This is a genomic window from Streptomyces rugosispiralis (genome assembly GCF_024505145.1).
Lineage (GTDB): Bacteria > Actinomycetota > Actinomycetes > Streptomycetales > Streptomycetaceae > Streptomyces > Streptomyces rugosispiralis.
On sequence record NZ_JANIAA010000020.1, the window covers coordinates 103,296 to 117,406 of the forward strand.

Annotated in this window: 12 protein-coding genes; 9 read left to right on the forward strand and 3 right to left on the reverse strand. The window is 69.5% G+C overall.

Going from position 1 to position 14,111, the window contains the following annotated elements; translation table 11 throughout:
- Positions 1-356: 356 nt before the first annotated feature.
- The 5 genes from NP777_RS26775 to NP777_RS26795 all read left to right on the forward strand — a co-directional run bounded on the left by NP777_RS26775 (position 357) and on the right by NP777_RS26795 (position 6,571).
- Complete coding sequence (locus NP777_RS26775; RefSeq protein WP_256652740.1) at positions 357-1,364, forward strand: ABC transporter permease; 1,008 nt, start codon at positions 357-359, stop codon at positions 1,362-1,364.
- A gap of 70 nt (positions 1,365-1,434) precedes the next feature.
- Entirely contained in the window at positions 1,435-3,237 is a 1,803-nt protein-coding gene (locus NP777_RS26780; RefSeq protein WP_256652741.1) for an ABC transporter substrate-binding protein, read from the forward strand.
- A 108-nt stretch (positions 3,238-3,345) separates the two neighbouring features.
- A complete protein-coding gene (locus tag NP777_RS26785) occupies positions 3,346-4,323 on the forward strand; it encodes an ABC transporter permease (protein ID WP_256652742.1) in 978 nt (325 codons plus the stop codon).
- A gap of 20 nt (positions 4,324-4,343) precedes the next feature.
- The gene (locus NP777_RS26790; protein WP_256652743.1) at positions 4,344-5,414 is read left to right on the forward strand and encodes an ABC transporter ATP-binding protein; all 1,071 of its coding nucleotides are present in this window, start codon (positions 4,344-4,346) and stop codon (positions 5,412-5,414) included.
- 26 nt (positions 5,415-5,440) lie between these two features.
- Positions 5,441-6,571 (forward strand): ABC transporter ATP-binding protein, encoded by a 1,131-nt coding sequence (locus tag NP777_RS26795; protein WP_256652744.1) that lies wholly within the window; start codon positions 5,441-5,443, stop codon positions 6,569-6,571.
- A gap of 80 nt (positions 6,572-6,651) precedes the next feature.
- Here the strand turns inward: NP777_RS26795 and NP777_RS26800 are convergent, their stop codons facing one another.
- Positions 6,652-7,434 (reverse strand): GNAT family N-acetyltransferase, encoded by a 783-nt coding sequence (locus NP777_RS26800; protein ID WP_256652745.1) that lies wholly within the window; start codon positions 7,432-7,434, stop codon positions 6,652-6,654.
- A gap of 166 nt (positions 7,435-7,600) precedes the next feature.
- On the opposite strand from NP777_RS26800, the gene NP777_RS26805 reads away from it, so the two are divergent.
- Positions 7,601-7,729 carry a cittilin family RiPP precursor gene (locus NP777_RS26805; RefSeq protein WP_256652746.1) on the forward strand — a complete coding sequence of 43 codons (129 nt, stop codon included), beginning with the start codon at positions 7,601-7,603 and terminating at the stop codon, positions 7,727-7,729.
- 78 nt (positions 7,730-7,807) lie between these two features.
- Positions 7,808-9,127 carry a cytochrome P450 gene (locus NP777_RS26810; RefSeq protein WP_256652747.1) on the forward strand — a complete coding sequence of 440 codons (1,320 nt, stop codon included), beginning with the start codon at positions 7,808-7,810 and terminating at the stop codon, positions 9,125-9,127.
- 143 nt (positions 9,128-9,270) lie between these two features.
- Here the strand turns inward: NP777_RS26810 and NP777_RS26815 are convergent, their stop codons facing one another.
- Complete coding sequence (locus tag NP777_RS26815; protein WP_256652748.1) at positions 9,271-10,284, reverse strand: NADP-dependent oxidoreductase; 1,014 nt, start codon at positions 10,282-10,284, stop codon at positions 9,271-9,273.
- Between the two features lie 123 nt (positions 10,285-10,407).
- Here NP777_RS26815 and NP777_RS26820 point away from each other — a divergent pair, with 123 nt between their 5' ends.
- Complete coding sequence (locus NP777_RS26820) at positions 10,408-10,953, forward strand: TetR/AcrR family transcriptional regulator (RefSeq protein ID WP_256652749.1); 546 nt, start codon at positions 10,408-10,410, stop codon at positions 10,951-10,953.
- Between the two features lie 87 nt (positions 10,954-11,040).
- Here the strand turns inward: NP777_RS26820 and NP777_RS26825 are convergent, their stop codons facing one another.
- Positions 11,041-12,165 carry an epoxide hydrolase family protein gene (locus tag NP777_RS26825; protein WP_256652750.1) on the reverse strand — a complete coding sequence of 375 codons (1,125 nt, stop codon included), beginning with the start codon at positions 12,163-12,165 and terminating at the stop codon, positions 11,041-11,043.
- Between the two features lie 299 nt (positions 12,166-12,464).
- Here NP777_RS26825 and NP777_RS26830 point away from each other — a divergent pair, with 299 nt between their 5' ends.
- Positions 12,465-14,111 carry a peptide ABC transporter substrate-binding protein gene (locus tag NP777_RS26830; RefSeq protein WP_256652751.1) on the forward strand — a complete coding sequence of 549 codons (1,647 nt, stop codon included), beginning with the start codon at positions 12,465-12,467 and terminating at the stop codon, positions 14,109-14,111.

Sequence of the window (14,111 nt, forward strand, 5' to 3'; positions counted from 1 at the left end):
CGGCCGGTCCACGGCACCCGCACGGCCGTACGCAGTTCAGCCTGACGCGTCCGTATATCGGTGTTGCGACAGTTGAGTTGCCTGTGTGTTAACGCGATTCCTGCCCATAGTCCATGCTTTGTCCCCCATGGGGGATCCCTGTCAAGCACGCCGGGACCTCGATCTGCCAAATGTTCGCTCAAGGTTCGAATGAGCGGCACATCCACCCTCGCCGGACCCTTGACTGAGCCGTTCCCCGATTGCGAAAGTCCGCTCAACCCGACACGCATGCACCACCCTGGCGAGCGGGCGGCGGCATGACGCGCATAGACAACGCGAGTTGACGGTGTGACACCAGTGCGGGGGGACGCTAGGCGATGACGAGTCCATCCCAGACCGGCGTGGCCGAGAAGAGCGCGCCGGGCGGCACGGAGAGCGAGGCGCCGGCCGGTCTGGCGCCCCGCCAGCTGATGTGGCGGCGCTTCAGACGCGACCGCACCGGTGTGATCTCCGCGTGCGTGGTGGTCTTCTTCTTCGCCGTCGCCGTACTGGCGCCGGTGATCGCCTGGCTGTACGGCAAGGATCCGTACACCACCTACGGGCTGGACCGGCCCGAGCTGCTGGACCCCCTCACCGGCTATCCGATGAAGCCCAACGGCGGCATCGACGGCGAGTTCTGGTTCGGCATCGAGCCCAAGCTGGGCCGCGATGTGCTGACCCAGCTCGTCTACGGCATCCGCACCTCGCTGCTGATCGGGCTGGCCGCGACCGTGCTGTCCACGCTCACCGGCATCGTGATCGGCGTGGTGGCGGGCTATATGGGCGGCCGCACCGACTACTTCCTCGGCCGCCTCATCGATCTGCTGCTGTCCTTTCCGCAGCAGCTCTTCTTCGTCGCGTTCATGCCGGTGGTCACCGCGATCTTCGTCAGCCCGCAGAAGGAGACGCCCACCTATTTCCGGGTGACGGCCCTGGTGCTGGTGTTGTGGCTGCTGGGCTGGATGCAGCTGGCCCGGCTGCTGCGCGGCCAGGTGCTCTCTCTGAGGGAGCGTGAGTTCGTCGAGGCGGCCAGGGTGACCGGCGCCTCGCCCTGGCGGATCGTCCGCAAGGAGCTGCTGCCCAACCTCGTCACGCCCATCCTGGTGCAGTCCACGCTGATGCTGCCGAACTTCGTGACGGCGGAGGCGGCGCTGTCCTTCCTCGGCGTCGGCGTGGTGGAGCCGACCCCCGACTGGGGCCGGATGTTCGCCAAGGGCGCGAACTTCTACGAGGGCGACATCACCTACATGTTCTTCCCCGGCATCGCCATGGTGGTCTTCGTGGTCGCCTTCAACCTGCTCGGGGACTCGGTCCGGGACGCGATGGACCCGAAGACCACGCGGTGACCGGGGGGCCGGCGGGCCCAAGGCAGTGAACGGCAAGTCTTCCGTCCGATGAGGCAGGTGCAGTGGCAACGTGAACATCGAAGAACAGGCGAAGAAGAGTCGCAGAGCCCGTACCTACGCCGTCGCCCTGGCCGCGGGGGCCCTGGCGCTCGCGGGGTGCAGCAGCGGAGGCGGCGGCTCGAATCCGAAGGATTCGAACGAGCCCAGGATGGAGTCCCAGGACATCAGCCTCGGCACCGCCGCCGACTCCACCGGACCGGCCAAGGACCTGCCGGGCGCGAAGAAGGGCGGCACCGTCACGGTGCTGCAGCGGGACGCCTTCGAGCATCTGGACCCGGGGCAGATCTATGTCAGCGATGAGCTGATCATGCAGACGCTCTACAACCGGACGCTGACGAACTACCAGTTCGACGACAAGACGGGCAAGGCCAAGCTGGTCGGCGACCTCGCCACCGACACCGGCAAGTCCTCCGACGGCGGCCGCACCTGGACGTACACCCTCAAGGACGGGCTGAAGTTCGAGGACGGCTCGCCCATCACCTCCAAGGACGTCCGCCAGGCCGTCGAGCGGCTCTACGCGCCGTATCAGACCAACGGGCCGACCTATCTCCAGCAGTGGCTCTCCGGGGAGGGCCAGAAGTACCGCAAGGCGCTGCCGGACGGCCCCTACAAGGGCAAGCACCTGCCCAAGTCGGTGCTGGACACCCCGGACGACAAGACCGTCGTCTTCCACTTCGACCAGCCGCGCGCCGAGGTGCCGTTCGCGGTCGCGATGCCCAACATCGGCGCGGTGCCGCCGGGCAAGGACACCAAGGAGAAGTACGACAAGGCCCCGCTGGCCTCCGGTCCGTACAAGATCCAGAACTTCAAGCCGGGCAAGGGCATCCAGTTCGTCAAGAACGACAAGTGGGACCCCGAGACCGACTCGATACGCCATCAGTACGTCGACAAGTTCGACGTCTCCTTCGGCCACCAGTGGGTGGACTCCACCCGCCGGCTCCAGGCGGACAAGGGCGCCGACCGGAACGGGATGACGTGGACCAACGCGGTCGACCCGTCGCAGATCTCCACGGTCCTCAAGGACAAGGAGGCGATGTCCCGGTCGCTGACCGAAACGCAGCCCTATGTGGATGTCGTTTCGATCAACACCGATCGGATCAAGGACAAGAAGGTGCGCGAGGCGATCGCCTGGGCCTTCCCCAGCGGTCAGTACCTCCAGCAGTTCGGCGGTCCGAAGGCCGGTGAGATCGGCGGCGGGCTGGTCGGCCCCACGCTCAAGGGCTACGACCCCGAGTTCGACCCGTTCCAGAAGAAGAAGTACCCCGGCGGCAACGCCAAGAAGGCCAGGGAGCTGCTGAAGGAGGCGGGCAAGGAGAACTACGAGCTCGTCTACGCCTACGGCAACGGCGACACCCACCAGGACGCCTCGGTGGTCGTCCAGCAGGCCCTGGAGCGGGCCGGGTTCAAGGTGCAGAAGAAGGAGATCGACCAGTCGACCTATTACACCCAGATCGGAAAGGTCAAGAACAAGTTCGACCTGTACCGGTCCTCGTGGGGTGCCGACTGGCCGTCCGCCTCGACCGTGGTGCCGCCGCTGTACGACGGCAAGAACGTCTACGACGACTCCGCGAACTACTCGCACCTCAACGTCCCGTCGGTCAACGACGAGATCGGCAAGGTGGCCAAGGTCAGCGATCTGAGCCGGGCCACCTCGGAGTGGATCAAGCTCAGCGAGAAGATCCTCACCGATGAGGTCCCCGCCGTCCCGACCTTCTACAACCGGCTGTTCACCCTCTGGGGCTCGGGTATCGGCGGAGTGAAGTTCAACTCGGTCTACGGCGCCGTGGACCCGACGGCCGTCTTCATCAAGTAGCCGCCCTCTCCACGCAGCCGCGGCCGCACCCAGGCAGCGCAGAACCCGGCCGCGTCCGCCCCGGCGGACGCGGCCGGGACCCGCCCCTAGCGGAAGATCACCGACGTCATGTTGAGATTCCTCGCCCGCCGGTCCCTCGGCGCGATCGTGATCCTGATCCTGATCAGCGCGATCACGTTCTTCCTCTTCTTCGCCCTGCCCGCCGAACCGGCCCGGCTCGCCTGCGGCAAGAACTGCGATCCCACCTCGCTCGCCATGATCAACAAGAATCTGGGCCTGGACCAGCCGGTGCCGGTCCAGTACTGGAAGTTCATGGTGGGGATCGTCGCCGGGCGGGACTTCGCCGTGGGGCACTGCGCCGCGCCCTGCTTCGGCTACTCCTTCGTCAGCCAGGAGCCGGTCTGGAGCACCATCGTCGACCGCTTCCCGACCACCCTCTCGCTCGCCCTCGGCGGCGCCGCCGTCTTCCTGGTCTGCGGAATCGGCATCGGCATGATCGCGGCCTGGCGGCGCGGCACCTGGATCGACAAGTTCTTCAGCTCGCTGTCGCTGCTCGGCGCCTCGATGCAGATCTACTTCGTCGGGGTGCTCGCCCTGGCCTGGTTCGTCAGCGGTCTTGGAATCATGGACCAGCCCGCCTACTACCCCTTCACCGATAATCCGGCGAAGTGGTTCAGCGGAATGCTGCTGCCCTGGGTGGTGCTCTCGCTGATCTTCATGGCCAACTACAGCCGGATGACCCGCTCCCAGATGGTCGAACAGCTACAGGAGGACCATGTCCGCACGGCGAGGGCCAAGGGGCTCTCCAGCCGTACGGTCTTCTTCCGCTACGCCTGGCGCGGCGCCATCGCCCCCATCATCACCATCTTCGGCATCGACCTCGGATCGCTCCTCGGCGGGGCCATGGTCACCGAGTACACCTTCACCCTGCACGGCATCGGACGGCTGGCGGTGGAGTCCGTCCAGCTCACCGATCTGCCGATGCTGATGGGCGTGATGCTGGTCAGCTCCGCGGCCATCGTGGTGTTCAACATCCTGGTCGACGCCGCCTACGCCTTCATCGACCCGCGCGTGCGCCTCGCCTGATGAGACCCGGAGCTGCCGAGATGACCACACTCACCAAGCCCGACGACGGCGCGACCCCGCCACCGGCCCCCGGCGGCGGCGCCTTCCTGTCCGTACGCGACCTGTACGTCCGGTTCTCCACCGAGGACGGGATCGTCAAGGCCGTGGACGGCCTCTCCTTCGACCTCGAACGCGGCCGGACGCTCGGCATCGTGGGCGAGTCCGGCTCCGGCAAGTCCGTCACCAACCTCACCGTGCTGGGCCTGCACGATCCGCGCACCACCACCGTCAGCGGCGAGATCCTGCTGGACGGGCAGGAGCTGACCGGCGCGCCCGAGCGCACCCTGGAGCGGCTGCGCGGCAACACCATGGCGATGATCTTCCAGGACCCGCTGACCGCCCTGTCGCCGTACTACACGGTGGGCCGCCAGATAGCCGAGCCGTACCGCAAGCACACCGGCGCCTCCAAGAGCGAGGCCCGCTCCCGGGCGATCCAGATGCTGGAGAAGGTCGGCATCCCCAATCCGCGGCTGCGGGTGGACGACTATCCGCACCAGTTCTCCGGCGGGATGCGGCAGCGCGCGATGATCGCGATGTCGCTGGTCTGCGACCCCGATCTGCTGATCGCCGACGAGCCGACCACCGCCCTCGACGTCACCGTCCAGGCCCAGATCCTGGATCTGCTGAAGGACCTCCAGCAGGAGTTCGGCTCCGCGATCATCCTCATCACCCATGACCTGGGCGTGGTGGCCAACACCGCCGACGACCTGCTGGTGATGTACGCGGGCCGGGCCGTGGAGCGCGGTACGGTCCGCGAGGTGCTGCGGGCGCCCCAGCACCCGTACACCTGGGGGCTGCTGGGCTCCATGCCGCGGCTGACCTCCGCCGTGGACGAGCCGCTGAGCCCCATACCCGGCTCCCCGCCGAGCCTGCTCAGCCCCCCGCCGGGCTGCCCGTTCCACCCGCGGTGCCGCTACACCGACCAGGTGGCGGGCGATCGCTGCGCCACCGAGCGGCCGGCGCTGCCGGACGGCCGCGGCGCCGCCTGCCATCTGGGCGCCGAGCGGAAACAGACCCTCTTCACCGAGCAGATCAAGCCCCGGCTGGGCTAGGGACCAGGGCTTAGGAGCGCTGACGCATGAGCATCGAGTCGGGGACACCCGAACCCCTCCTGGTCACCGAGCGGCTGACCAAACACTTCCCGATCATGGGCGGCTTTCCGTTCAAGCGGAAGGTCGGGGCCGTGCAGGCGGTGGACGGGGTCGATCTGACCGTGCACGCCGGGGAGAGCTTCGGGCTGGTCGGCGAGTCCGGCTGCGGCAAGTCCACCACGGGCCGGCTGCTGACCCGGCTGCTGGAACCCACCAGCGGCAGGATCACCTACCGGGGCCGGGACATCACCCACGCGGGCCGTAAGGAGCTCGCCCCGATCCGCTCCGAGATCCAGATGATCTTCCAGGATCCGTACTCCTCGCTGAACCCCCGGCAGACCGTCGGCACCATCATCTCCGGCCCCATGGAGATCAACGGCATCGAGCCGACGGGCGGCCGCGAGGCCCGGGTGCGCGAACTGCTGGAGATCGTGGGCCTCAACCCCGAGCACTACAACCGCTTCCCGCACGAGTTCTCCGGCGGCCAGCGCCAGCGCATCGGGGTGGCCCGCGCGCTCGCCCTGGAGCCCAAGCTGATCGTCGCCGACGAGCCGGTCTCGGCGCTGGACGTCTCCATCCAGGCGCAGGTCGTCAATCTGCTCCAGAAGCTCCAGCGGGAGCTGGGCATCGCCTTCCTGTTCATCGCCCATGACCTCGCCGTCGTACGCCACTTCTCGCAGCGCGTCGCCGTGATGTACCTGGGCAAGGTGGTCGAGGTGGGCGACCGCGACTCCATCTACCACCGCCCCCGTCACCCGTACACCCACGCGCTGCTGTCCGCGGTGCCGGACGCGGCGGTGGTGATGGCCGAGGAGGCGGCGGACGGCCCGGACGCCGTGGGGACCGCCCGCCGCGAGCGCATCCGGCTCGCCGGGGACGTCCCCTCCCCCATCAACCCGCCCTCCGGCTGCCGCTTCCGCACCCGCTGCTGGAAGGCCCAGGACAAGTGCGCGCGGGAGGAACCGCCGCTCATCCGCCTGGACGGCAACCGCGAGGGCCACCTGTCCGCCTGCCACTTCCCGGAGGACCCGACGCTCGAGGCCCGCGAGGAGGACGTGGTGCTGGACCCGGCGCTGCTCGCGGCGGAGTCGGAGGCCGTGCCGCACAAGGAGCCGTGACGGACCGGCCGTACCGCACAAGGAGCCGTGCCGGACCGGCCGTACCGCACAAGGAGCCGTGCCGGACCGACGGTTCGGTATCAGAACCGCGAGAAGGAATGCGTCCGCCCGACGGCGGTGAACCCGCGGCGGCCGTACCAGCTCAGCGGCCAGTCGTCCTGGTCGGCGACGAGGAACCGCAGCGCACACCCCGCGGCGGCCGCGCGGCGCAGCGCGCCGGCCAGGACGGCGTCGCCGTAGCCGCGGCGCAGATACGGCTCGCCGGTCGCCACCTCCTCGATCTGGGCGACCCCGGCGGCGGGCTCCAGATACAGATCGGCCCAGGAGGCGATCTCACCGGTGTCGTCGTGGGCGGCGAGGAAGAGCACCTCCTCGGCCCCGGCCCGCCGGGCGGTGCGCCGCTCCACGAGGTCGTGCACGGTCTTCTCGTCCGCGTCCGGCATCCACCGCCACTGCTGCGCCGTCACCGCCCGCCGCAGCAGCCCGTGCGGCTCAGGACCCAGCTCCCGCTCGACCACATCGGCCGCCCCGGCCCCCGGCACCGGCCCGGTGTGGGCCAGCAGCACCTCGGTGACATGGGTGTACCCGGCCCGTTCGAGCGCGGGCACGGAGAGCAGCCCCAGGGCCTCGTCATGGACCGTGATCCGGCGGTGCGGCAGGAAGGCCATGACCTCGTCGGCGAGTTCGGGCAGCCCCTCGGGGTCGGCGGGCCCGGTGATGTGGAGCTGATTGTGCTCATGGGAGCGTTCGTACTCCCGGTGCAGCACCAGAAAACCGCCCGGCACCTCCCGCACTTCACCGGCCTGCCGACGGGCGAAGGAGATCCGGAAGTCGATGATGCGCTGAAGGTCGTTCTGTGACACGTCGCGATCATAAGCGAACTCACACAATGAAGGACCTTTCGATTACTGGTAAACGTGGATAACCCACCGAGTAAAAGGAATTAAGCGATCCACTACCTTCTGATGAAAATTGTCAACTCTTGATAGTTCTGCGTCAGATATTTACTGTCTAGCGCATGTCGGAACAGTGACCCCACTGCCTCCGGCCCCCAACGAGAGGGAGGTGTTCGCCATGCGCAAGCTGATCCTCACCGGAGCGCTCTTCGCCCGGCTCACTCGTAAGGACCGTCTCACGCTGCCGTACTCGTACTACTAAACCGGCGCGGATGAGCGGGCGGTGGCCACGGCGCGATGCCGCGGCCACCGCCGTCGGCCACGATCCGAGGGGACGTCCATGACCGCCGCTCCGTACCGCACCGACCTGCCGGGCCCCTCCGGGGACAAGTACCTCGGCAATCTGCACGCCTTCTCCTCCGACCCACTGGGCTTTCTGACCGACTGTTCGCGCCGCTACGGCGACGTGGTCCGGCTCGGCGAGAACAACGTGCTGCTGACCGACCCCGGCGACGTGGAGAAGATGCTGGTCGACCGGGACTCCCTGTTCTCCAAGGCCAGCGCGGACACCCGGCGCGGCTCGCGGCGGCAGGGCTTTCCGCACTCCACCATGAACAGCGACGGCGACCGGTGGAAGGCCAAACGGCACCGGCTGCAACCGGCGTTCGGGCGGTCGCTGTCCACCAGGGCGGCCGAAATCGTGGACGCCCAGGGCGAGAAGCTGCTGCGCACCTGGCGGCCCGGCCAGGCCCGTACGCTCCAGGACGACATCGCCGTGGTGACCCTGCGGCTGGTCACCCAGCTGATGTTCGGGGACGAGTTCAGCGACCGGGACACCGCCGAGGTGGCCCGGCTGGTGGCGCCCATCATGGACCTGTCGACCTCGCCGGTCCTGCTGCCCGAGTGGGTGCCGACCCCGCGCAAGCTGCGCATCCGCCGCTCGATGGCCCGGATCGACCGCACCCTGCGCGCCCTGGCCGCCTCCCCCGCCGCGAACGACCCGGAGCGCGCCCCCGTGCTGCACGCCCTCGTCCACGGCACCCCCGCCCCCACACCGGAGGAACTCCGGGACGAGCTGGCCACCTTGATCATGGCGGGTTTCGAGACCACCAATGACGCGGTGGTCTGGACGAGCGTCCTGCTGGCCCGGCACCCCCGGATCGCCGAGCGGGTGCGGGCCGAGGCCGACGCCGCCTTCGCCACCACCCCCGCCGGGCTCTCCCGGATGGAGGCCCTGCCCTACACCCACGCCGTCGTCCGCGAGGCGCTGCGCCTCTACCCCCCGGTCTGGCTGACCAGCCGGGACGCGCGGGAGGACCTCGACTTCGGCGGCTATCTGATCCCCGCCGGGACCACCGTCACCGTCAGCCAGTGGGTGGCCCACCGCGATCCGCGGTTCTGGGAGGAGGCCGAGGCGTTCCGCCCCGAGCGCTGGCTGGGCGGCGGCCCCTCCTCGGTGCCGCGCGGCTCGTACTTCCCCTTCGGGCTCGGCCCCCGTGTCTGCGTGGGAGCCGCCGTGGCCACCACCGAGACCGTCCACCTGGTGGCCGACATCTGGCGCCGCTTCCGGCTGGAGCTGAGCACCCCGGACCAGGTCCACCCCCGCCCGGCCCTCGCCCTCCAGCCGGTCGGCGCCGAGGTGGTCCCGCGCCCCTGGTGACCGCGTGACCGCCGAACGCCGGGCGGAGAATTCGCCTCGGCTACGGGCGGCCCATCATCCGCGGGACGCGCCCGGCCCCTCCCGGGGAGCGATGTCCCCGGCCTCGCCGCGCGTCCGAACGGCTCGTGCCTAGGGTCTAGACCCTAGGCGACCGTGAGCACGATCTTGCCTTGGATATGTCCTCGGGCCGCGCGTTCGTGCGCCGCTCGGGCATCCGCGAGCGGGAACGCGCTGTCCACCGCGACGCGAACCGTGCCCGCGTCGAGCAGGGATCCCAGTTCGGCGAGTTGCGCACCGCTCGAGCGGACCTGGGTGCCCGTGACCGTGACGCCCAGCCTGGCGTTCTCCTCGTCGTCGAACTCGCCGAAGTACACCGGGAAGAGGGACCCGCCGCGCTTGAGGGTGCGCAGGAAGCGCCTGCTGTGGGGGCCGCCGACGGTGTCCAGGACGAGATCGACATCACGGACGGCCTCCTCGGGCCGCTCCTCGGTGTAGTCGATGAACTCGTCGGCGCCGAGTTCGCGCAGGAACGTCTCATGGGCGCCGGAGGCCACGGCGATGACGCGGGCCCCCTTCCACTTGGCCAGCTGGAGAGCGAGGTGCCCCACGCCACCGGCGGCGCCGTTGATGAGCACCGTGGTCCCGTCGTCGAGCGCCACCGGGCGGTGCCGGGCCGCCTGGAACGGCGAGGGGTGGTCGTGCCCGAGTTCGATCAGGAACTGCCACGCCGTCAGCCCCGACATGGGCAGACCGGCGGCGTGCACATGGTCGACGGCGGCCGGCTTGCGGGCGAGGTCGGAGGCCGGCGCGGTGACGTACTCGGCGTACGCGCCGCCCTGGAGCGCGATGGGGAAGCGCAGCATGCCGATCACCTCGTCTCCCGCCGCGAAGCCGGTGACGTCGGCGGCGACGGCCGCCACGACGCCCGAGACGTCGGTCCCCGGGATCAGGGGGAGCGCGAACGGGGGCTTGAGCTCGGCAGGTATGTCGGGCATTCCCTCGCGCACGTACCAGTCGGGAGGGTTGAGGCCGACCGCGTGCACGCGGATGAGCACCTCGCCCGGCCCCGGCTCGGGGACCGGCACCTCCTCATGACGCAGCACCTCGGGGCCGCCGAAGTCGTGCAGCCGGATCGCCCTCATCGTGCGTGTCGACATCATTTTCTCCTGCCCGCGTCGCGGGATACGCTGATCGGATCAGTGGTCCACATTTCCGAACCACTGATCCGAATATATGGACCACCGATCCGGATAGTCAAGCCGGACAGTCAAGAGGGACAGATGCGGGCCGACGCCAGGAAGAACCGTGACCACCTGCTCTCAGTCGCGGGCACCGTCATCGCCGAACAGGGCGTCGAGGCGTCGCTGCGCGACATCGCACGCAAGGCCGGTGTGGGGCTCGCGACGCTGCTCCGCCACTTTCCGACCCGCGAGGCGCTGCTCGAGGCCCTGCTCCACACGAGCTTCGACGAGCTGACGGCACGGGCGGGCGAGCTCGAGACGTCGGGCTCGCCCGAGGACGCTCTCGTCTCGTGGCTGCGCGACTGCGTCGCGTGGACAACCGAGTACCGGGGCGTGACCGTGCTGATGGCGGCCGCCATCGAGGACACCGAATCCGCGCTCCACGCGTCGTGCGTCACCCTCCGCGCGGCCGGCACGCGGCTGCTCACCCGTGCCCAGGACGCGGGCACGGCACGGACCGACATCGACGGCACCGATCTGTTCGCGCTGATCGCGGCGCTCGCATGGCTCGGCGACCAACCCGCGCTGGCACCGCGCGCCGATCACCTCTTCGACGTCGTCGCGAGCGCGATCCTGGCGAAATGACGTTCCCCGAGGCCGGTCTCGCCACGGTCAGGGCCGGTCACCCCAGGCCAGGGCCGGTCAGGGCCGGTCAGAGTAGGTCAGCGCAGGTCAGCGCAGGTCGCGGAAGAACGTCCGAACGTCGTCCACCAGCAGCCCCGGGACCTCCATCGCCGCGAAGTGGCCGCCCGTCTCGAACTCCGACCAGTGGGTGATCGCATGCCATGGCTCGGCGAGGCGGCGGATCGCGTTGTCGCCCCGGAAGACCGCGACGCCGGTGGGGACCCCGGAGCGCTCGGGCGGTGCGCCCCAGGCCGGGGCGGCCTCCTTGTAGAGGCGGGCGGAGGGGCCCGCCGTGTTGGTGAACCAGTACAGGGAGACGTTGGTCAGGACCGCGTCGCGGTCGAGGGCCTCGGGCTTGTCGCCGTAGGCGGCGAACCAGTCCACGTTCCAGGCCAGTTGGCCGACGGGCGAGTCGGCGAGGCCGTAGGACAGGGTCTGGGGGCGGGTGCCCTGGATGGCGGCGTAGCCGGACAGCTCGCGGCGCCGGCGTTCGAGCCCGGCCAGCCGGGAGCGCTCCACCGGGGTCAGCCCATCCAGCCCGGCCGGGTCGGCCGACCCCGCGGTCACCAGGGCGTTGACGTGGACGCCGACGACCCGGTTCGGTGCCACCCGGGCCACCTCGGGAGAGATCAGCGAGCCGAAGTCGCCGCCCTGGGTGCCGTAGCGCTCGTACCCCAGGCGCCGCATCAGCTCCGTCCACGCGGTGGCGATGCGGCGGATGCCCCAGCCGGGCTCGCGGGGCGGGGCGGAGAAGGCGAAACCGGGGAGTGACGGGATGACGACGTGGAAGGCGTCGGCCGGGTCGCCGCCGTGTCCGCGCGGATCGGTCAGCGGGCCGATGACCTCGGTGAACTCCGCGACCGAACCCGGCCAGCCATGGGTGATCAGCAGCGGCAGGGCAGCCGGCTCGGGCGAGCGGACCTGGAGGAAGTGCACCCGCTGACCGTCGATCTCGGTCGTGAACTGCGGGAACGTGTTCAACCGCGCCTCTCGCGCCCGCCAGTCGAACCCGGTGGCCCAGTACCCGGCCAGCTCACGGACGTGGTCGAGCGACGCCCCATCGGACCAGCCGGTCCCCGGGAGCCGCTCCGGCCAGCGGGTGCGTTCCAGGCGGCGGCGCAGATCGTCGAGGTCGGCTTCGGGGACGGCGATGCGGAAGGGACGGATCTCCATGGGCCGCACGGTAGGCGCCGTCGCGGACAGGGAGCGTCCGCGACGCCCCCGCCACCCCCGGACAGCGGTCATCGACGTGCGCCACCGCCCCGGCGGATGTCAGATGGGCCTAGGTGTCCGACGGATCTTGCCGCCTGCGGCGGGCTACTCCCCTCCCCGCCCCTTCCCGAAACCAGGGGCTTCGCCCCTGGACCCCGAGGTCTGGGGCGGAGCCCCAGTTTCGGGAAGGGGCGGGGAGGGGGAAAGATCCGCCGGATGCCCCGTGAGGCCGATCTTGGACCGGATCGTCGGGAGGCGCCATGCGTCGCGGAGTCCCGTATTCCCTGCGTGCCCGGCACTCCGTGCCCGCCGTCGTCCTGATCATTACCACCGCGACCACCGTGACGGCCTGCGGCGGCGGGGACGGCGGCTCCGACGCCGGTGTCATCCGCTCCTCCTGGGGCGATCCCCCCAACCCGCTGGAGCCCGCCAACACCAATGACGTCCAGGGCGGCAAGGTCCTCGACATGATCTTCCGCGGGCTCAAGCGCTACGACCCGAGGACCGGCGAGGCCAAGGACGCGCTCGCGGAGCGGATCGACAGCTCCGACCAGCGGAACTACACCATCACCCTCAAGAAGGGCCGACGGTTCGCCAACGGGGAGAAGGTCACCGCCGCGTCCTTCGTGAACGCCTGGAACTACGGCGCCCGGATCGACCACAAGCAGCGCAACGCCTACTTCTTCGAGTACATCGAGGGTTACGACAAGGTCCACCCCGCCTCCGGCGGCGCCCCCACCGCCAAAACCCTCTCCGGGCTGCGGGTCAGGGACGACCGGACCTTCACCGTCCGGCTCACCCAGAAGTTCTCCACCTGGCCCAAGACGCTCGGCTACAACGCCTATGCGCCGCTGCCCCGGGCGTTCTTCGCGAACCACGCCGGCTGGCTGAGGAAGCCCATCGGCAACGGCCCGTACCAGGTGCGGTCGTACGCCAAGGGCTCGGTGATGAAGCTGCGCGCCTGGGACGGCTACGTCGGCCCGGACAAGGCCCGTAACAAAGGCGTCGACCTACGCGTCTACACCGATAGCAACACCGCCTACACCGATCTCCAGGCGGGCAATCTCGATCTGGTCGACGACGTCCCGGCGCAGCAGCTGAAGTTCGTCCACTCCGATCTCGGCAACCGCTACATCAACCAGCCCGCCGGGATCATCCAGACCCTCACCTTCCCGATGTACGACCGCACCTGGAGCGGTCCGGCCAAGGCCAAGGTCCGCCGGGGGATCTCGATGGCGATCAACCGCGCGCAGATCACCGAGCGGATCTTTCAGGGCACCCGCACCCCCGCGACCGACTGGACCTCCCCGGTGCTGCGCCGCCAGGGCGGCTATGAGCCGGGGCTGTGCGGGGACGCCTGCCGCTATGACCCGGTCCGGGCGCGCAAGCTGATCAAGGCGGGCGGCGGGCTGCCCGGCGGCCGGATGACGATCACGTACAACGCCGACACCGGCTCCCACAAGGACTGGGTGGACGCGGTCTGCAACAGCGTCAACACCGTGCTGCGGAACGACCGGGCCTGTGTCGGCAAACCGGTCGGCACCTTCGCCGACTACCGCAACAAGATGGCGGGGAAGAAGATGACCGGGCCGTTCCGGGCCGGCTGGCAGATGGACTATCCGCTGATCCAGAACTTCCTCCAGCCGCTGTACTACACCGGCGCATCCTCCAACGACGGCCACTTCAGCGACACCGGCTTCGACCGGCTGGTGAACCAGGCCAACGCCGCCTCCGCGGACGGCCGGGCCATCGCGGGGTTCCGGGACGCGGAGAAGATCCTCGCCGAGCAGATGCCCGCGATCCCGCTGTGGTACCAGAACGGCAGCGCGGGCTATTCGCGGCGGCTCAGCGAGGTGGCGCTCAATCAGTTCAGCGTGCCGGTCTACGCACAGATCAGGGTCGGCTGA

What these genes read in the sequence shown, in the direction of transcription:
- NP777_RS26810 (WP_256652747.1), top strand. Translation starts at nt 7,808, where the DNA reads ATGACCGCCGCTCCGTACCGCACCGACCTGCCGGGCCCCTCCGGGGAC.
- NP777_RS26820 (WP_256652749.1), top strand. Translation starts at nt 10,408, where the DNA reads ATGCGGGCCGACGCCAGGAAGAACCGTGACCACCTGCTCTCAGTCGCG.
- NP777_RS26785 (WP_256652742.1), top strand. Translation starts at nt 3,346, where the DNA reads ATGTTGAGATTCCTCGCCCGCCGGTCCCTCGGCGCGATCGTGATCCTG.
- NP777_RS26815 (WP_256652748.1), bottom strand. Translation starts at nt 10,284, where the DNA reads ATGTCGACACGCACGATGAGGGCGATCCGGCTGCACGACTTCGGCGGC.
- NP777_RS26795 (WP_256652744.1), top strand. Translation starts at nt 5,441, where the DNA reads ATGAGCATCGAGTCGGGGACACCCGAACCCCTCCTGGTCACCGAGCGG.
- NP777_RS26830 (WP_256652751.1), top strand. Translation starts at nt 12,465, where the DNA reads ATGCGTCGCGGAGTCCCGTATTCCCTGCGTGCCCGGCACTCCGTGCCC.
- NP777_RS26825 (WP_256652750.1), bottom strand. Translation starts at nt 12,165, where the DNA reads ATGGAGATCCGTCCCTTCCGCATCGCCGTCCCCGAAGCCGACCTCGAC.
- NP777_RS26775 (WP_256652740.1), top strand. Translation starts at nt 357, where the DNA reads ATGACGAGTCCATCCCAGACCGGCGTGGCCGAGAAGAGCGCGCCGGGC.
- NP777_RS26790 (WP_256652743.1), top strand. Translation starts at nt 4,344, where the DNA reads ATGACCACACTCACCAAGCCCGACGACGGCGCGACCCCGCCACCGGCC.